15 protein-coding genes and 3 pseudogenes are annotated in these 17,908 nt (G+C 72.9%); 10 read left to right on the top strand and 8 right to left on the bottom strand.

The window, feature by feature from the left end; translation table 11 throughout:
- Nucleotides 1-379 precede the first annotated feature (379 nt).
- From FF36_RS37980 to FF36_RS14855, 10 genes and pseudogenes are all read left to right on the top strand, one after another.
- A pseudogene (locus FF36_RS37980) lies at nt 380-446 on the top strand (50S ribosomal protein L34); the annotation flags it as partial.
- 1 nt (nt 447) lies between these two features.
- Nucleotides 448-517: 50S ribosomal protein L34 (locus tag FF36_RS37975; RefSeq protein ID WP_242422516.1), on the top strand; the 70-nt coding region annotated here is incomplete at its 5' end.
- Nucleotides 518-546: 29 nt separating this feature from the next.
- The gene (rnpA, locus tag FF36_RS14890; protein ID WP_044885659.1) at nt 547-966 is read left to right on the top strand and encodes a ribonuclease P protein component; all 420 of its coding nucleotides are present in this window, start codon (nt 547-549) and stop codon (nt 964-966) included.
- On the top strand, nt 963-1,586 hold the full coding sequence (gene yidD / locus FF36_RS14885; protein WP_082121921.1) for a membrane protein insertion efficiency factor YidD: 624 nt from the start codon (nt 963-965) through the stop codon (nt 1,584-1,586). Before rnpA ends, yidD begins: the two co-directional genes overlap by 4 nt.
- On the top strand, nt 1,580-3,016 hold the full coding sequence (yidC, locus tag FF36_RS14880) for a membrane protein insertase YidC (protein ID WP_044885658.1): 1,437 nt from the start codon (nt 1,580-1,582) through the stop codon (nt 3,014-3,016). Before yidD ends, yidC begins: the two co-directional genes overlap by 7 nt.
- Before the next feature lie 118 nt (nt 3,017-3,134).
- A complete protein-coding gene (locus FF36_RS14875) occupies nt 3,135-3,692 on the top strand; it encodes a Jag family protein (RefSeq protein ID WP_044885657.1) in 558 nt (185 codons plus the stop codon).
- A 179-nt stretch (nt 3,693-3,871) separates the two neighbouring features.
- Nucleotides 3,872-6,079 carry a hypothetical protein gene (locus tag FF36_RS14870; RefSeq protein WP_044885656.1) on the top strand — a complete coding sequence of 736 codons (2,208 nt, stop codon included), beginning with the start codon at nt 3,872-3,874 and terminating at the stop codon, nt 6,077-6,079.
- Between the two features lie 350 nt (nt 6,080-6,429).
- Nucleotides 6,430-7,254 (top strand): 16S rRNA (guanine(527)-N(7))-methyltransferase RsmG, encoded by an 825-nt coding sequence (gene rsmG / locus FF36_RS14865; protein ID WP_044885655.1) that lies wholly within the window; start codon nt 6,430-6,432, stop codon nt 7,252-7,254.
- Nucleotides 7,255-7,441: 187 nt separating this feature from the next.
- Nucleotides 7,442-8,212, top strand: coding sequence for a ParA family protein (locus FF36_RS14860; protein WP_082121920.1), 771 nt, complete (start codon nt 7,442-7,444; stop codon nt 8,210-8,212).
- The gene (locus tag FF36_RS14855; protein ID WP_044885654.1) at nt 8,209-9,210 is read left to right on the top strand and encodes a ParB/RepB/Spo0J family partition protein; all 1,002 of its coding nucleotides are present in this window, start codon (nt 8,209-8,211) and stop codon (nt 9,208-9,210) included. Before FF36_RS14860 ends, FF36_RS14855 begins: the two co-directional genes overlap by 4 nt.
- 318 nt (nt 9,211-9,528) lie before the next feature.
- Here FF36_RS14855 and FF36_RS37970 read toward each other — a convergent pair.
- The 8 genes and pseudogenes from FF36_RS37970 to FF36_RS14825 form a co-directional block, all read right to left on the bottom strand.
- Nucleotides 9,529-9,776, bottom strand: a pseudogene (locus FF36_RS37970) (GNAT family N-acetyltransferase); the annotation flags it as partial.
- A gap of 1 nt (nt 9,777) precedes the next feature.
- Nucleotides 9,778-10,167, bottom strand: a pseudogene (locus tag FF36_RS37965) (GNAT family N-acetyltransferase); the annotation flags it as partial.
- Nucleotides 10,168-10,388: 221 nt separating this feature from the next.
- Nucleotides 10,389-11,669 (bottom strand): N-acetylmuramoyl-L-alanine amidase, encoded by a 1,281-nt coding sequence (locus FF36_RS14845; RefSeq protein ID WP_044885653.1) that lies wholly within the window; start codon nt 11,667-11,669, stop codon nt 10,389-10,391.
- Nucleotides 11,670-12,044: 375 nt separating this feature from the next.
- Nucleotides 12,045-12,368, bottom strand: a complete 324-nt coding sequence (trxA, locus tag FF36_RS14840) for a thioredoxin (RefSeq protein ID WP_044885652.1) — start codon at nt 12,366-12,368, stop codon at nt 12,045-12,047.
- Between the two features lie 92 nt (nt 12,369-12,460).
- Nucleotides 12,461-13,501 carry a thioredoxin-disulfide reductase gene (trxB, locus tag FF36_RS14835; RefSeq protein WP_044885651.1) on the bottom strand — a complete coding sequence of 347 codons (1,041 nt, stop codon included), beginning with the start codon at nt 13,499-13,501 and terminating at the stop codon, nt 12,461-12,463.
- A gap of 209 nt (nt 13,502-13,710) precedes the next feature.
- Nucleotides 13,711-14,694: a hypothetical protein gene (locus tag FF36_RS14830; RefSeq protein ID WP_236705358.1), complete on the bottom strand. Its 984-nt coding sequence runs from the start codon at nt 14,692-14,694 to the stop codon at nt 13,711-13,713.
- On the bottom strand, nt 14,682-15,269 hold the full coding sequence (locus FF36_RS32800) for a sigma factor-like helix-turn-helix DNA-binding protein (protein WP_082121919.1): 588 nt from the start codon (nt 15,267-15,269) through the stop codon (nt 14,682-14,684). The genes FF36_RS14830 and FF36_RS32800 overlap by 13 nt, the downstream gene beginning before the upstream one ends.
- Nucleotides 15,270-15,436: 167 nt before the next feature.
- Nucleotides 15,437-17,440 (bottom strand): protein kinase family protein, encoded by a 2,004-nt coding sequence (locus FF36_RS14825; RefSeq protein ID WP_044885649.1) that lies wholly within the window; start codon nt 17,438-17,440, stop codon nt 15,437-15,439.
- Nucleotides 17,441-17,908 lie beyond the last annotated feature (468 nt).

The following is a 17,908-nucleotide window of genomic DNA, read 5'->3' as shown; positions in this document are numbered from 1 at the left end:
GCTCCGGCACGGCGGGCAGGTCACCGGAGTCGGCGGACCCGGTCGTGTGGCATTTGCTTACAAGCAGTCACGTCGACGGTCGGCCCCGGCCCGCGGTGGGCCGTGGTCGGGCCTGCGATGACTTCGGAGCGACCGGGGTGGGCCACGGTCGCGCCCCGGGTCACGGCTGCGGGGTCCGGGTCGGGCGGGCCGGACTTGAGATGACGGCGGACGGGTGCGGTCGCCGGGTCGTCCGCGGCACCGGCATGTGTACGCTAGGTCGAACCGCGGTGTTAGACCGCTTCGTTTGTCGTGGGATGCGCTTGCGCGGGCCGTGTGGGGCCCACCCCTCGGCGGCGGAGATCACCGCCCGCGTCCATCTTGCAGACGGAGTCTTCACGTGAGTAAGCGCACCTTCCAGCCGAACAACCGCCGGCGGGCCCGCACGCACGGGTTCCGGCTGCGTANGCGGACCCGCGCTGGTCGTTCCATCGTCTCTGCCCGCCGTCGCAAGGGCCGCAGCGAGCTCTCCGCCTGACGGCGGGTTCCTGCTGTACCCCGGCTGACATGCTTCCCGAGGTTTCCCGCGTGCGGACTCGGGGCGAGCATGCCCGCGTGGGGACCGCGGGCCGGCGGACCCGGTCCGGCCCACTGGTTGTCCACAGCTTGTGGACAACCAGTGGGGAGTCGCCGCGCGCGGGTTTCGTCGTCGGCCGCCGGGTCGGCAAGGCCGTGGTGCGTAACCGGGTGCGCCGCCGCCTGCGAGAGCAGGTGCGGGCCCGGTTGGACCGGCTGCCCCCGGGGACGATGCTCGTGGTCCGAGCCCTGCCGGAGGCGGCCTCGGCCAGCTCCGAGGGGCTCGGACAGGCCCTTGACGACGCGCTCGCGCGGGCGCTGCGTGCCCGCGCAGCCTCGGACGGGCGGGGCGATGACGCGCGTGCGCAGCCGGCCCGATCCCCGCGGCTCGTGGCGGGAAGCGGCCGATGACCGTCGGGATGTTCCTGCTCGTGGCGCTGGCGGTGGCCGTCGTCATCGATCTCACCCTGGCCTCCGAACTGGCCCGCAGGCGCCTGCCGACCGTGGCCCGCACGGCCGACGGCGCGGTCCGTGGCCCGCTGTCCTGGGCACTCGCCGGGCTCGTGCGGCTCTACCGGGCCGGCTGGTCAGGCCGTAACGCAGGCATGTGTCGGTTCGAGCCGTCGTGCAGCGCCTACGCGCTGACGGCGGTTCGCCGCCATGGCGGCATGCGCGGTGGGGCGCTGGCCGTCGGCCGGCTGCTGCGCTGCCAGCCGCTGTCGGCCGGCGGGTACGACCCGGTCCCCGGGGAGCCCACCGACCGGCCCCCGCCGTCCGGCGGGCCGCCGGAAACCGGGGCGCGGCCGCGAACGAGCGCGGATCCGGGAACCAGCACGGGGCCGAGAGTCGTTCGCAAGCCCAGAGGGATGTCGACCGCCTCCGGGCGTGGTAGCCGCACGGTCGCGCCCGGACCACCGGTGCCGTCGCGCCGGCCCACAGGCATGGCTTTCCGTCTCCGGTCGAGGGGACGCGGGCCGAGATCGTCGGTTCCGGTCGCGGACCGTGGGCGTGAGGAGTCTGAACGTTGTTGAATCCCCTTTACCATCTCGCGGCGAACGCGATCGTCTTCTTCCATAAGGGGTTCGCGCCGATCTTCGGCGCCGACAGCTTCTTCGCCTGGGCCTTCTCGGTCGTCCTGCTCGTCATCGCCGTGCGTGTTCTGATCTTCCCGCTGTTCGTCAAGCAGGTGAAGTCGCAGCGGACGATGCAGATGATGCAGCCCCGGATCAAGGAGATCCGGGAGAAGTACGGGCACGACAAGCCCCGCATGCAGCAAGAGATCATGGCGCTGCAGAAGGAGCACGGCAACCCGCTTTTCGGCTGCCTGCCGATTCTGCTCCAGATCCCGTTGTTCATCTCGCTGTTCCACGTGTTCACCCACCTGGCCCCGATGAACGAGGGCCCGAACGGCGCTCTCGTCTGGCGGCCCCGGGTGGGGCTGTCCGCGGATCAGGTCGAGCAGATCGCCTCGGCGAAGGTCTTCGGAATCTCGCTCGCCAGCGAGTTCGGTTCCGACAGCGACTTCGTGCACTTCCTCGGGGTGAACAGCACCCACGTCAAGATCCTCGCGGTCGTGCTGATCGTGCTGATGGGTCTGACCACCTTCATGACCCAGCGGCAGATCATGGCCCGCACCGGGCCGGTGGATCCGCAGCAGGCGATCGTCCAGAAGGTTCTGCTCTATGGCTCCCCGCTGATGCTCGCGATCTTCGGTTTCCGGTTCCCGATCGCCGTGCTGCTCTACTGGCTGACGACCAACCTGTGGAGCATGGGCCAGCAGTTCTTCGTGATCAAGCGGATGCCGCCGGTCCGCCCGCTCGCCGCCGGTGGCCGGCTCCCCGGTGCCCGCGCCGGTGCCGGCGTCGACGCAGCGCCCACCCCGGCCCGCCCGGCGCCCGGCGTGCGGGCCGGTGCCAAGTCCAAGAACCGCGCGCGGCCGGCGGCTGCGGGCGGGCCGAGCCTGACCAGGAGCGGCGACTCCGGCGCGGGGACGGTGGCTACGGCGGGCGGCGGTGTGACCGCGGCGAAGGGTGCCGGGGCCAAGGGTGGGGCGGCGAAGGCCGGGCGAGGCTCGTCATCGGCCCCGCCCGGGACCCGGTCCCGCAGCGGCGCGTCGGCGGCCCGCACCGCCGGGACGGCGAAGACCTCGCAGCCGCCGCCGGCTCTGCCGGTCGCGGGTGCGGCCGGGGGAGCCGAAGAAGCCCCCGCAGCGGCGCGTTCCACGGCCGCGGGAGGGAAGACTGCGGGAGGGAAGGCCCCGTCCGGCGGCCGGAAGAGTTCGCCGGGCAAGGGTGCCGCTGAGGCCGCCGGTGGCGGCGCCGAGCCGGCGGCTGTGCCCGCGACGGGCGACGCTGCGGCGACCCGCCCCGCCCCGGTTCCCGCCGGTGTCCGTCGCCAGGTCGGTGGTTCCCGTCCCGCCAAGCGACGAGGCAAGGGCAAGCGGCCCGGCGGGCGGCGTTGACCCGGGGAACCCCTCCCCGACCGGCGGGCGAACTCGCCGGTCCCCCTGATTTCGTCACCATGCGGGGGCATCCCGTAATCTCTGCTCCGCCGCCCCCTGTTCCCCTGGAGAAGCGCTGATGACCGGTTCGGCACCTGACCTGGCTGTGGATGGAGCTGGAGTCTCCGACGAGCAAGGCTCCCCGGAGGAGACCGGGCTCAGCCCGCAGGAGCGGCGACTCGTCGACCTCGAACAGGAGGGGGAGATCGCCGCCGACTACATCGAGGGCCTGCTGGACATCGTCGACATGGACGGCGACCTCGATCTCGATGTCGAGGGCGGCCGGGCCGTCGTCGCGGTGGTCGGCGAGAAGCTCGACAAGCTGATCGGGACCGGTGGCGAGACCCTCGAGGCGTTGCAGGAGCTGACCAGGCTCGCCGTCCTGCAGAAGACCGGGACTCGTAGCCGCCTCATGCTCGACGTCGGCGGTCACCGGGCGCGGCGTCGGGTCGAGCTCCGCAAGATCGCGACGGCGGCGGCGGAGCGCGCGATCGAACGCGGCAAGCCCGAGACGCTCGCCCCGATGACCCCCTTCGAGCGCAAGGTCGTCCACGACGCCATCGCCGAGATCGACGGCGTCCACAGCGAGTCCGAGGGCGAGGAGCCGAGCCGGCGAGTCGTCATCCTGCTCGGCTGACCCGGCCCCCGGCTGACCCGGGCCCCGCGCGACTGACACTCGGGCGTTCTGATTCGGCGCGTTGCGCGCGGACCTCGCCGGGCGGGCACAACGACCTCCCCCGCGCTGGGGGCCGGTGCCGAGCGCTAGATTCAGGCTGGAGGTGCGGCGGTAAGCGTCGCTGGTGATCGGGGGATGCCGTGCCGCCTGCGGGCCGTCGCCGGCCTGGGCGGTCCACGGTGGTGGCGGCCGGCGCGGTCGCGCTCGGCCTGTCCGGCGTTCTGTGCCTGCTGCATGCCTACCTGACCAGACCCTTCTGGTACGACGAAATCTGGCGGGCGCACTTCGTCAGCGAGCCGCTGACGTCGTTCTGGTCGGAGCTGACGGTCGCCAACACCCCGTCCGCGCTCGGCTGGCTCGGGATCACCCGGCTCGCGGGCGAGGCGTTCGGCTGGCACTCATGGTCGCTGCGTCTGCCCGGCTTCGTCGCGGTGCCCCTGCTCGGGGCCGCGATTGTCGTGCTCACCCGCCGGTTCGCCGGGACGGCGTCGGCGGTGTTCGCCGCCTGCTGGCTGTGCCTCAACACGACATTTCTGGATCTGGCCACCCAGCTCAAGCCGTACACGGTCGAGGCGCTCGTCACGGTGTGCATCGTCGTCATCTGGACCGCGGACCCGCTCGGGCCGCCCGACGAGGTCCCGGCCGCGGGGGCCCCGCGAGGGCCTGACCGTGGCCGCCTGGTCCGGCGGACGGTGGCGGGTGTGCTGGCGCTCGTCGCCGTGCCCGGGATCTTCGTGGTGCTCCCGCTGGCGGCGGTCGACGTGTGGCGGGGTCCGGCGCGGCGGTGGCGGCTGGTCGAGTGCCTGCCCGCGCTCGCCTTCAGCGCCGTGCACACCGTCGGTTTCGTCGCCCACCAGTCCAGCCAGCGCAACGGCGACTACTGGGATCGCCAGTTCCTCGCGGGCCGCGGGCCGTGGGCGGCACTGCGGTTCGTCGCCGATCAGGTCCGCGCCACCGTCACCGGCTCGCCGCCGGGGATCGACCGCTTCGACCCGAGCCTCATCCACGGCACGGTGCCCACGGGGCCGTTGGGCTCCGCACCGGCCGCCCTGATCGCGATCGCGGTCGCCGCGGCCGGGGCGACCGGCGTCGCGGCGCTTGCCCGCCACCGGCAGGGCCGGGCTCTGCTTGCCGCGCTCGGCGGCGCGGAGCTGATGATGCTCGGCGCGAGCGCCGCCCGGTACTGGCCGTTCGGACCGACCCGGACCAACCTGTACGTGGTGCCGCTGCTCGTTGTTGTGGTGGTGGTGGGTGTCGAGCGGGCGATTCGCTCCCTCCTGTCGGCGGTGCGCGGCCGCCTGCCCCGCGGTGGGCCCCAGCAGGCTGCTGGGCGCTCCAAGGATGCACTCCCTACCCTCGCCCTGCCGGGATCCGTGATTGCTCGATCACTATCGGATTCTTCGCCGGAATTGGTGACGGAAAGCGACGGTTCCTGCGCCCTTCCCGGGGCGCTGGACTCGGCCGTCGCGGACTCCCCGCCGCCGGCGCCGGCCGGCCCGGCACGGGTGCCCGGGCTCGCAGGCTCGCGGGTCGGCCTGGCCCGCGCCGCGGTGGTGCTTCCCCTCGCGGCGGTCGTCGCGATCACCGGCTGCGGCGTGCTGCTCCTGCAGACGTCCCTGTCGGGCAGTCGGCCGCTGTGGGAGCACCGGGATCGCCTGCGCGGCCTGGACCTGATGGTCGACGCGGCCATCGTCACCCGACGGGTGGCCCGGCCGGGTGACGTCGTCGCGGTCGGCGGCCGCCTCGCCCGGCCGGGCTGGCTCTATGCAATGGAGGCCAGCGACGACGGGCCGCGCGAGCCCACCGATCTCCAGCCCGGCCCCGCCGGGGACGGTCGCCCGCGGCGGGGCGCCGTCGGTGGCACGGTCGCCTCCGCCGCCGCCGAGAGATCCGTCGGCGAGACGTCCGCGAGTGAGGCGTCCACCGTCGGCTCGGTGGGGGCGGTGCCCGCGCCGAGCCGCGTCGCCGCCGGCGGTTCTGCGGTTGACGGGGGGAGCGCCGTCGGCGATCACCGGCCCGCGGGACCGGCGGCGGACGCCCAGGCGCCCGCGACCGGCGGGGTCGGTGCGCCCGCCCGGATCGCCCGACGGGACACCGTCTTCTTCGGTGGCGCCAAGCCCGCTCTGCTGCGCCAGCTTGCGCGCCGCCCCGTCCCGCCCGGGCATCTGCTCGTCTTCGTCTTCGACGTCGAGCGAACGAGCCTGGCCGGTCAGCTCGCGCCGCTGCACCGGGCCGGCTGGTGCGCGACCCAGGACTGGAACTTCCGGCTGACCGGCGTGCTGACCCGCTATGACCGCTGCGCCCCGAGCTCCCCGCCGCCCCGGCGGGTCATCGTCGCCTACCACTGACCCGCCCCTCAGCGGCCTCGACCTCCGGTGGCCCTCGACCTCCGGTGGCCTCGGCTCCCAGCGGGGCCCCGCCCCGGAGCGGCGGCTGATCCGGGCAGAGGGGACCTGACGGCACGCGGCGCATGCCCCGCCGGGCGCAGCGGGGATGCTTGTCGGGTGCGCGATCCTCTACCCCTCTCGTCCTGTCTCCCCCGGCTCGCGGTGCCTGGCGGCGGCCCACCCGACCCGCTGTTCCGGAGGGGAGCCGGCCGGCCCCGCCCACCCGTCGCCGCCGGCGCTGCCGTCGGAGACGGCAGGGATGGCCGGGCCGCACGGGATGGCACTACTGGACTGGCCCGGGCGGGTGTGCGATGACCGACTCCGATCCCTCGCGTCCGGCGCGTCCGGCGGGTCCCCCGCCGCCGACGCCGGCGGCCGCCGCCGAGCTGTTCGGCTCGCGGCTCGCGGCGGCGGAGCGCTTCACCGCGCTGCTGGCAACCGCGGGAGTGGAACGCGGGCTGATCGGTCCGCGGGAGACCGGCCGGCTGTGGGAGCGGCACGTGCTCAACTGCGGGGTCCTCGCCGAGGTCGTTCCCGAGGGTGCCGACGCCGTTGACGTGGGCAGCGGCGCCGGCCTGCCGGGAATCCCCCTCGCCCTGGCCCGCCCGGACGTGCGGGTCGTGTTGCTCGAACCGATGGAACGACGCTGCCGCTTTCTCCAGGAGGTCGTGGCTGCCGTGGGGCTGGAGGAGCAGGTCTCCGTCCTGCGTGGCCGCGCGCCGGATGCCGGAATCGGCCCGGAGGGTCGTAGATTCGGGGTAGCCGTCGCACGCGCGGTCGCCCCGCTCGAGCGGCTGGGTGCAATCCTCCTTCCGATGCTGCAACCGGGTGGTGTCATGCTGGCGATGCGCGGTTCGCGGATCCTGGAGGAGTTGCAGGACGCGCGCGGCAGTCTCGGAAACCAGGGGTGGCATCCCGTGGATGTCGTGGTGTGCGGAGAGGGACGGGTGGACGAACCCACCCGGGTCCTCCGAGCCGTGCGGTCATCCCAGCTCTCCCGGGCCGAAGGCAGGAAAGGGCGCGGCGACGGTGAGCGGCACGATGGCAGACAGGTCAGACGAACGGCGCGGGACTCACGACGATCACGGGAGGTCGATCGTGACCAGCCGACGCGTGGGCAGTCTCGTTCCACGTGAAACAGCGTCGACGGGCCGAGGTGGATCCGTGGGTGGGGGATACCGGGGTTACGACTCCGTCATTCCCCCGCTGGACCCGCTCGACCGGTCGACCCCGATCGGAGCGGCGGCGGCAGCAGCAGTGGAAGCCTTGGCGACAGAACGACGACAACCATTCCCCCGTCCCACTCGGCGGCGCATCATCTCGGTGGCCAACCAGAAGGGTGGCGTGGGCAAGACGACGACGACGGTCAACCTGGCCGCGGCGCTGGCGTCGCACGGCATCCGCGTCCTGGTGATCGATCTCGATCCGCAGGGAAACGCGTCGACGGCGCTCGGCATCGACCACCACTCCGGTGTCCCCTCCATCTACGAAGTGCTGCTCGGTGACCGCCCGCTCGACGAGGTCATCGTCGCCTCGGCCGAGGCGCCCGCACTGTTCTGCGCCCCGGCGACAATCGACCTGGCCGGCGCCGAGATCGAGCTCGTCTCGCTCGTGGCTCGGGAGAACCGCCTGCATCGGGCCATCCAGAGCATGCAGCGGGAGGTCGACTACGTCCTCATCGACTGCCCCCCGTCGCTTGGCCTGCTGACCGTCAATGCGCTGGTGGCGGCGCGGGAGCTGCTCATCCCGATCCAGTGCGAGTACTACGCGCTGGAGGGACTCGGCATGCTGTTGCGCAACGTCGAGCTCGTCCAGGCCCACCTCAACCAGGACCTGCGCCTGTCGACGATTCTGCTCACCATGTACGACTCGCGCACCAGGCTGGCCGATCAGGTCGTGCACGAGGTCAAGGAGCACTTCGGGGACCGTGTGCTGGGCACGACGATCCCCCGTAACGTCCGGCTCGCGGAGGCCCCGAGCTACGGGCAGTCGGCGTTGACCTACGACCCGACCTCCCGCGGCTCCCTGTCCTACCTGGCCGCGGCCCGTGAGCTCGCCGAGCGGGGCTTCGAGCCGAACGGTGCGGTCAGGTGAGCGCGCGCCGCAGCGGTCTGGGACGCGGGCTCGGGGCGCTCATCCCCGTCGCCCCCCCGCCCGCGGAGGCGTACGGCGCCGATCGCCCCGCAGCCGACGCCGGCGGCCGCCCCGACGGCGGCGGGCATCTCGGCGCCTTCGGCCTACGCAGCGGCGAGAACATCGGTCCGTTGCCCGTCCAGGGCGCCACCTTCCGCGAGCTGGAGATCGGGTCGATCGTCCCGAATCCGCGCCAGCCTCGGACGCACTTCGACGAGGACGCGCTGGAGGAACTGGCGGCGAGCCTGCGTGAGGTCGGCCTGCTCCAGCCGGTCGTGGTCCGATCGGTGGGGCCGGAGCAGTACGAACTCGTGATGGGCGAGCGGCGCTGGCGGGCGTCCCAGCTCGCGGAGCTGACCCGCATCCCCGCGATCGTGCGGGAGACCGCCGACGATGCCATGCTGCGCGACGCCCTGCTGGAGAACCTGCACCGCCAGCAGCTCAACCCGCTGGAGGAGGCGGCGGCGTACGAGCAGCTCCTCAAGGACTTCGGGGCAACCCACGAGGAGCTCGCCGGCCGGCTCGGCCGGTCCCGCTCGCACGTCACCAACACCATTCGCCTGCTCGGGCTGTCGCCGGCGGTGCAGCGGCGGGTGGCGGCCGGCGTGCTCTCGGCGGGGCATGCGCGGGCGCTGCTCTCGCTGCGGGATCCCGAGGCCCAGGACCGGCTCGCCACCCGCATCGTCGCGGAGGGGCTGTCCGTTCGGGCTGTCGAGGAGATCGTGGCCCTGGACGAGGACACGCCGCGCAAGCGCGCCCCGCGTGGCCCTCGCTCGACCCCGCCCACCCTGTCGCGACTCGCCGACCAGCTTTCGGACCGTTTCGAGACGCGGGTGAAGGTCGATATGGGCCGCACCAAGGGAAAGATCACGGTTGAGTTCGGCTCGATGGAGGACCTGGAGCGGATCGTCGCGGTGATGTCCCCCGCGACCGCGCCGGACGCCGCTTCGCCGCGTTAGCCTTCCCGGCCGCATCGCCGTCGTCGCGTCTTCGGCGCGACGACTGGCCAGCGGTGTCCGCGCCGGCTCGCGAGCCGGTCGGTGCCGCCGGGTCCGAGGGGATCGGGCTGTCCGTCGTGGGTGAGGTCAGCCATGGCTGGGCCGGTATGGCTGGGCCGGCATGGCTGGGCCGACATGGTTGGGCCGGCGGCGTTGCAGGGTCGGCAGCGGCGGTGGAGCCGCCAGATCGAGAGATGGTTCCCGACGGGAGGAGTGGCTGCCGTAAGGGACGCGGGGGCGCGGCGTCCCGGCGGCGGCCAGGCGGCGGCCAGGCGGCGGTCAGGCGGGGTTGCCGGCCTGACCGACCTTGCGGAGCACGCCTTCCGGCGTCATCGAGCCGAGCAGTCGTTCCAGCGCGACCTCGACGTCCTCGCGCCAGCTCACCGTGTTCTTCACCTCGAGGCGCAACCGGGGCCACCGGTGATGGGGTCGCACCGTCTTGAAACCGACGGCCAGCAGGTAGTCGGCGGGTACCACGCACCGGGCGCCCGAGTTCTGCAGGTCACCGAACGCCTCCACCGCCTTGANCCCCCGCCGCAGGATCTCCTTGGTGACGGACTGGATGAGGATCCGGCCGAGGCCCTGGCCCGCGAACTCCTCCACGATGAGCGCCGTCATCAGCAGGATCGCGTCCGGCGACACCGGGCTGGTGGGGAAGGCGACCGAGCGGGGCACGTACGCGGGCGGCGCGAACATGACGAAACCGGCCGGGACGTCGTCGACGTAGACGATCTTCCCGCAGCTTCCCCATTCGAGTAGCGCCGCGGAGACCCAGGCCTCCTTCTCCAGATCGGTGGCTCCGGTCTCCTCCGCGCGGCTGCGCGCGACCGGATCGAGCTCCCAGAACACGCAGCGGCGGCAGGGCAGCGGCATGTCGTCGATGTTGTCCAGGGTGATGTTCGCGATGCGACGGCTCATCGAAAGGGCACTCCCGCGGTCGGCCACCGGGCCGCCGTCCACAGCGGTTGCGTGGACGGCGGCGGTTTTGGCATCAGCCTAGGCCGACCGGCGCGGATCGACCCTCGACGCACCGCGCCTGTTTCACGTGAAACCTCTCTCGTGCCCCGAGCTGGACGGCTGCAGGTCGGCGGGCCAGCAGGCCAGCTCCTCCGTCCAGTCGACGGGGACCGGCGGACCTGTCAGGCGCGACCGGCGAGCCGCGGGACGTGAAGCTGTCCCGTCGGGGCGTCCATCTCCGGCGGGAGGAACAGCCGTTGTGTTGCCGCGAGGACCGCCTCGGCGACCGCGGCGCGGAAGTCGGTCGAGCCGAGCGCACGCGCGTCGTGATCATTGGTCAGGTAGCCGAGGTCGAGCCGGACCGTCGGCATCCGGGTGCGGCGGAGCAGGTCCCAGACCTTCGGATGGGTGCGGCAGTCCAGCATGTCGGTGCGGGAGACGATCTCGCGCTGGACAAGCTGGGCGAAACGTTCGCCGACGGCCGAGGAGCCGCGGGCGTTGCCGTAGTAGTAGGCCGATACTCCCTGCGCGTGGCGGGAGGTGCTGCCTTCCGCGTGCAGCGAGATCAGGAGGTCGGCCTCCAGCTCGTTCGCGCGGGCGGCGCGATCCTCCTCGCTCGGTGACTCGTCCGGGCCATGGATGAGGTGGGATTCCAGGCCCGAGTCGAGCAGGCGGGTGGTGAGCCGGGCGGCGAGATCGGCCATGAGGTCCCGCTCGCACAGGCCGCCGCTGACGATGCCGAGGTCGTCGCCGCCGTGCCCGGGATCGAGGGCGACAACCACCCCGAGCAGGGAGGTACCGCGGGCGAGGAGACGGACGGATTCGCGCAGCACGTCGGGACGACCACCGGTCACGGTGCGGCGCAGTCGCTTGAGCTCGCGCAGCGTCCGCGGGCCGCAGCGACCGTCGGGATCCAGGCCGCGGTTGCGCTGGAAGTCGCGCACCGCGCTCTCGGTCCGCGGACCGAAGATGCCATCGGTCCTGCCGATGTCGAAGCCCATGTTGAACAGGCGCTCCTGCAACGCGGCCACGTCATCTCCGACGAAGGGGTGCGCGGCGCTGAAATAGAGCAACCTGTCGCCGAGATTGTGTCGGGCCTCCTCGAGCGCCCGCGCCGTATCCGGACCGAGTATCCCGTCGACGGACAGACCACGACTCTGCTGGAAGGCCCGCAGCGCATTGTCGAGGTCGCGATCGAACCGGTCGGGGGGAGCGGCCGCAGCACCGCCCGCGCCGCCGGCCGGCCCCACAGCCGGGCTGCGGGCGCCCTCCGCGGCGGCCGGCTCGGCGGCCGGCGGAGGCGGCTCGGCGCCTTTCGACTCCCCGGGCGGTGCCGCGGGCGGTGCCGCTTCGCCCCGTTCTCCGCTCTGCCGGGGGGTCGCGGGAAGAAAACCGAGATAGGTCAGGGCCGCCCGAACCTCGGCGACGGCGGAACCTTGGTCTCCCAGCCGCAACAGCTTCACGAACGTGTACCTTTCAGCTTGCCTGCCCCCAACGTGTTCCCCGGCGGAACCCGGTGGTCGGGGCCGCCGCGTCGACGAACTGTTTCCCGACTGCCGATTGCTGAATCTCAAGCCTAGGGCATGCCCACGTGGTCCCGACCGGCCGCGAACGGGATCCTCCGTCATTGACCCAGCGTGACCAACCTGTCCACGCTGTGCTGTGGCATCCGATTCCCGCCGCTGGCCCGGGGGTGCGGGCAGGTCGGTCCCCCGGATACGCCGACGGCCCGCCGGCAGGAACGCGCGGCGGGCCGTCGGTGGCGGCCCGCCGCGCACCCACCCGTCAGGGATAGGCGCGCCGCGTGGCCGTCGAGGAGGTCAGTTGGCAGGAAACGATCAGATGTACGGCGAGAGGTCGCGCAGCAGAGCGGCCTTCGGCTTCGCGCCGACGATGCTCTTGTCCACCTCGCCCTTGACGAAGACCGCCATGGTCGGGATCGACATGATCTGGTAGTTCCGCGCCGTCTCCGGGTTCTCGTCGATGTTCAGCTTGACGATCCGCAGCTTCTCGCCGTGCTCCTTGGCGATCTCCTCGAGGACCGGTCCGACCATCTTGCACGGGCCGCACCACTCGGCCCAGAAGTCCACGAGGACCGGTACGTCGCTCTGGAGGACCTCGGCGGTGAAGGTGCTGTCGGTCACGGGGGTGGTGCCTGCCATAGCTGTTCTCCCTGCTGGATGTGGTGGTGGCTGGAAGGCGGTGGTGGCTGGAAGGCGGTGGTGGGATGGGTGGTCGATGCGCGGGGGCGGCGTCAGGCCGGCTGCGGCGCCAGGGTGGAGACCCGCGGGGCCTCGGTGGTCGTCTCGCCGGGACCCTCTCCGGCGGCGATGAAGCGCTCCGCGTCGAGGGCGGCGGCGCACCCGGTGCCGGCGGCGGTGATGGCCTGCCGATAGGTGTGGTCGACCACGTCGCCGCAGGCGAACACGCCGTCGAGGTTCGTCTTGGTGGTGGGATGCGCGACCTTGACGTAACCGGCGTCGTCCAGCTCGAGCTGGCCGCGGACCAGCTCGGTCCGCGGATCGTGGCCGATCGCGACGAACAGGCCGGTGACGTCGAGATCCTCCGTCTCACCGGTGATCGTGTCGCGCAGCCGGATGCCGCTGAGCTTGTCCTCGCCGAGGAGCTCGGCGACGTCGGCGTTCCACCGGAACCGGATCTTCTCGTTGGAGAAGGCCCGCTCCTGCATGATCGCGCTGGCTCGCAGCTTGTCCCGCCGGTGGATCACCGTGACCGACCGGGCGAACCGGGTCAGGAACGTCGCCTCCTCCATCGCCGAGTCGCCGCCGCCGACGACGGCGATGTCGTGGTCGCGGAAGAAGAAGCCGTCACAGGTCGCGCACGCCGACACCCCGCGCCCGAGCAGTCGATCCTCGTGCTCGACGCCGAGCTTGCGGTAGGCCGAGCCGGTGGCGACGATGACCGTGCGGGCGCGGAACGTCTGGTCCTCGACCCTGACGATCTTCGGGTCGGCGGTGAGGTCGAGCTCGGTCACGTCGTCGGCGACCAGCTCGGCGCCGAACCGCTCCGCCTGCTGGCGCAGCTTCTCCATCAGCTCCGGGCCCTGCACGCCCTCGGGGAAGCCGGGGAAGTTCTCGACCTCGGTGGTGTTCATGAGCGCGCCGCCGGCGGCGACCGCGCCCTCGAAGACGAGGGGCCGCAGGTTGGCCCGGGCGGTGTAGATGGCGGCCGTGTAGCCCGCCGGCCCCGAGCCGACGATGATGACATCGCGCACGTCGTCTGCCGGTCGATCACCGTGGCCGGTGACGTCCTGGACCTGCTGCTGGGCTGTCACACCCGCTCCTTTCACGCTGCGCGATTCCCCGTCAGCCGGGGTGGACCCCGCCGGTGCCCATCGGCCTCGGTGGTGCGTCGGGATCCCTGGTCGTAGGTCTGATCCGTGAAGACGGTGTCCGAGAGCGACAACGGTCCTCGAGGGCGTCTGATTCCATCCTGTACCCGCCGGTGCCGAGCAACCGGTGATCACCAGTGTCGATGCTCACGCTACCTGCGCAGCGTGGTCGCGCTGTACCACAATGCCGCGGAGACGCTGACGACGCCGCAGTGCGTGTCGACGACGAGCACCCGCGCCGCCGCGGGTTGCATGGGGATGGACAGCACGATCAGCAGCGCCGACTGGCCGTCGTACCGGATGCGGTCGACCGCGAGGATCTCGCCGCCCGACTGGGCGATGAGGCTCTGGTAGCAGGAGCGCAGATCCGGGGTGTCCAGCAGGGCGCGCAGCCGGGTGCCGGCCGCGGCCGGCGGGGCCGCCACGACGGAGGCGGGATGGCGCGCGGCGGCCGGGGCGACCGCCTGGAACGGCACGGCGCCCGTTGACCGTGCCGTCGCCACGGCTCCCGCATCGGTGGCGTCCCCCGTCGGTCCGGTCAGCGGCAGCGACAGCGCCACCGAACCCGCGATCCGGCCCGTGAGCAGCTCCCTGCCGTGCTGGCCGACCTCGGCCGGGGCGACGGTTGTCCGCGAGTCCGCCATCATGGTCAGCCGGCCCGGTCCGGCTCCGGCGGCCGCGGCGCCGGCCGACTCCCGGCCCTGCGCGACGCTCGACGCCGCGACCGGGTGGTGGGCGTCCACCACCCGAAGACTGTAGAAGGCGAGGACGGCAGCACCGAAGGTGACGAACGCCGCGCAGACCGCCGCGAGCGACACCCAGTCCCGCCGCGGGGCCGCCGCCGCACCCGGCGCCGGTCGCCGCTCGGGGCGGGCCGTCGGCCGCCGGCCGGGGCCGGTCCCGGGGGTGCCGGTCTGGGGAGCGCCGGTCGGTGCCGAGGCCATCGGACCGGCGGGGGAGCGGCCCGCGTCAGGGGCTGGGCGTGGCGCGGGCGCGTCGGTGGTGGTCACGTCGGTGGTGGTCACGTCGGCACCGGGCCGGGCCGGGGGATCGTGCAGCGGGCGGGGGGGCAACTGTGCGGCCAGCGCCGCCTGGATGCGCTCGGCGACGTCGCCCGGCATCGTCATCGCGGCCAGCCGGGACAGGTCGGCGCGGACCTTGCGCAGCGCGGCGATCGACTCCCGGCACTCCAGGCAGACCTCGACGTGGTCCCGGGTCGAGCGGGTGACCGTCTCGCCCCCGGCGACGGCGTCGAGCTGCTCCACGTCGGGATGCTGGTCGTGCCCGCGGGACCGGCGGCCGAGGGGAAATGCGGGGCGCGTCTCCGCTGATCGGTGACGGTCGTCCATCGGGTCATTCGCCATTGCTGATCACCTCCTCCGGCAGGTCCGGGCACCCATGGGGCCGCATGGTGAGGACTGCGGCCGGCGGACCGACTGCGGGCGTCGGGCGGCCGCTGCGCGCAGGCCGCCGCATCATGGTGTCCTTCTTCTGAGACGGTGGGCGGGGCTCCTGGGTTCCCGGGCGGGAGGTATCCGAGGAGCAGGGCGAGGTGCGCCCGCCCCCGCGAACAGTGACTTTTCACCGTGCCGGCAGAGATGTCGAGCAGCCGCGCAGCGTCCGCGAGGGGCAGTCTCTGGACGTCGACCAGCACCACGGCCGTGCGCAGCGCCGGGGGCCGGCCGGGGACGCCGCCGACACCGAGACGCATGTCACGCTCGGTGATGGTGCCCCGCGGATCGGTCGGAGGCGGATCGGTCGGAGGCGGATCGGTCGGGGGCCGTGGGCGACCGACCGGAGCCGATCCGCGTGTCGGCGGAACAGCTCGCCGAAGACGGCGGGATTCCCACCTCCTCCCCCTTCGGGACCGGCTCTCGGTCAGGACCGGAAGGTGATCTCCGCGATCGAACCGCGATACTGCCCGTCACTGTCCTTCGGTAGGGAGGTCAGCCACAGGACCCAGTACTGCGCCGGGGTGAGGTCGGAGGGCATGGGAAGGTTCACCGGGCCGCTGGGGGCGTCGGTCTTCGGGACGACGACCCGGTAGCTGTCGATCGTGTCCCCGGGGGTGGCGGCGCTACGAAGCTCGAACGACACCGGGCCGCTGCCGACCTGGACTGTGACCGAGGTGGGGCTGATCGCCTGGCCGAAGGTCAGCCGCAGGCCGACGCCGGGCTTGAGGCCGCCGAGATTCGCGGTGACATAGCCCTCGGTGTGCCAGACGGTCGACGGGTTGCCGTCGACCGCGTTGGCGGCCTCCTTCGGCCGCTCGGTGCCGTCGCCGCCCGAGGCGGGAGGATCTATGGTGTCGATGCTCTGCGGCTTCAGCACAGTCCCGAGCGGGGTGGCCTGGCTGGTGGGCGAGGCAGTCGGACTGGCGCCGCCACCATCGCCGCCGCTGCGCAGCGCGAACACGGCCACGACCGCGACGATGATGACGACCACGACGAGGGCGATCCACGGCAGCATCCGGCCGAGCCGGGGGCCGGACCCGCCGCGCCCGCGTCCCGGGGCGTCCCGATAGCGGTCCGCCGGCGGATAACCGCCGGCCCCGGCGGCGTAGCCCCGGTCGTCCCTGGCCCGGTCATCCCTGCCCCGGTCGGGCCGCCCGCGATGGTCGTGGCCGCGGGTGTCGTACCCGCCGCGGGTGTCGTAGCCGCCACGGCCGTACCCCGTGTCGCCGCCACGCGGCCCGCTCGGGCCGTCGACACGGGTCTCGTAGCGGCCGTCACGGGCCTGGTCAGGGCCCGGGTAGCCAGCGGTGTCGGTGTAGCGGCCCTGCGCGGGGTAGTCGGACGCGGCGAGGTAGTCGGAGGAGGCGAAACCGTCCACGTCCATCGCCTCGGTGCTGGGGGGTTCCTCGCCGAGGCTCATCAGGCCGGTGTCGAGCACCGCGTCGACCGGGTTGATCGACTCCAGCTCTTCGACGAGCTCGGCGACGGTGGTGATGGGCGCGCCCGCCCGCTCGTCGCCGAGGGTCGCCATGGTGATGGCGTCCAGGTCGCGAGGCACCGACGAGGTGACCTGCCGGGGGCTGCGCAGCCGCCCGCCCGAGGTCGGCGCGGTGGGCAGGCCGCGGTCCCCGCCGAGGGGCCAGTGGCCGGTGAGCCCCGCGTACAGCAGGCCGCCGAGCGCTCGCAGATCGGCGGCGGCGGCGTCGCCCGCGCCCACCACCCTGGTGGCCTCGGCGTCATCGCCGTTCCCGGCGGCGTCGGGGCCGTCAAGCTCCCCGGGCGTCCCCGAGCGCTCCAGCTCCGCGAGCACGCCACCGATCTCCAGATCGATGATCTTCACGGTGCCGTGGCTGGAGACGATGACGTCGCCGGGGCTGAGATCGCCGTGATGGATGCCCCGCTCGTGGGCTGCGGCGATGACCCGGGCCGCGGCGAGCACCACGGCGCCGGCCTGCTCGGGGCGCAGCGCCCCCTGGGCGGTGAGCTGGCGCAGGGTCTTGCCGTCGACCCATTCGGAGACGACGTAGGAGATGCGCCGCGATCCGGTGGTCGTCGTCGTGGCGTCGTAGGTGGAGGCGGCACCCGGATGCACGAGCCGGCCGGAGTTGATGGCCGCGGCGAGCAGACGCCGGGCGGCCTGCTCCCGGTTCGGGTCCGCGGCGGCGGCGCCGTTGTCGCCCGGGTTCACCGGGCCGTGCTCGACGATGCGCACCGCGACCGGCCGGGCGAGCACGTTGTCGTCGCCGCGCCAGAGGGTGACCGGCCCGCGGCTGGTGAGCGCGGAAAGCAGGCGGTAACGGCGGTCTAGGACGGTTTCGGCGAGCACCGCGGTGCCGGCGGGGGTCGACGAGCTCCGGGGGTCGGGGGCGGTCAGTGTTACGTCGTTGTCGACGTCCTCAGCCTGCGGTCGGTTGCTTCCGTCGACCACAGCGCCTCCGTCGTCCACGGCCTGACGGGGACGATCCGCCGTCGGGCTTCCCTACCTCACCCGGGCAGGGGTCCGCCCAGTGTGCCGTGACCGTGGGCGGAGACCCCGGAATCCTTCGTCGCCCGGAACTTGTCGCCACGGTGAACGACGTGACGAGCGGAGGCTGCGCCTGGTTCACCGGCGACGTTGGGCGGGGCCCGCGCACAGCGTGTCCAGTGTACGAGGATGGCCGGAGGATCTCGCGAATGTCTTGGGACAACCCGCCCTTGTGTACCGGCTGTGACGATAGCCGCCTGATCGCCTCCCGTCGGCCTCCGTGGCCGCCGGCCCGGCCGCGCCCGGCCGCGCCCGGGTGCGCCGCCGCAGGGCCCGGAAGGACGTTTCCCCCAGCCAAGACGGAGCTGTCCGCCGGGGTCGTTAAGCTCCCGTCCAGCCAACCGGGCTATGGCGAATATCCGCCGTATTCCT

The sequence above is a fragment of the Frankia torreyi genome (genome assembly GCF_000948395.1).
GTDB lineage: Bacteria > Actinomycetota > Actinomycetes > Frankiales > Frankiaceae > Frankia > Frankia torreyi.
The sequence above is the reverse complement of the archived record's forward strand: the minus strand, read 5'-3'. Positions and strand labels throughout refer to the sequence as shown.

Excerpts from the sequence above, each read along its gene's own strand:
- yidD (WP_082121921.1), top strand. The coding sequence starts at position 963 with ATGACCGTCGGGATGTTCCTGCTCGTGGCGCTGGCGGTGGCCGTCGTC.
- trxA (WP_044885652.1), bottom strand. The coding sequence starts at position 12,368 with ATGGCAGGCACCACCCCCGTGACCGACAGCACCTTCACCGCCGAGGTC.
- FF36_RS32800 (WP_082121919.1), bottom strand. The coding sequence starts at position 15,269 with ATGCGTCTCGGTGTCGGCGGCGTCCCCGGCCGGCCCCCGGCGCTGCGC.
- rsmG (WP_044885655.1), top strand. The coding sequence starts at position 6,430 with ATGACCGACTCCGATCCCTCGCGTCCGGCGCGTCCGGCGGGTCCCCCG.
- FF36_RS14875 (WP_044885657.1), top strand. The coding sequence starts at position 3,135 with ATGACCGGTTCGGCACCTGACCTGGCTGTGGATGGAGCTGGAGTCTCC.
- rnpA (WP_044885659.1), top strand. The coding sequence starts at position 547 with ATGCTTCCCGAGGTTTCCCGCGTGCGGACTCGGGGCGAGCATGCCCGC.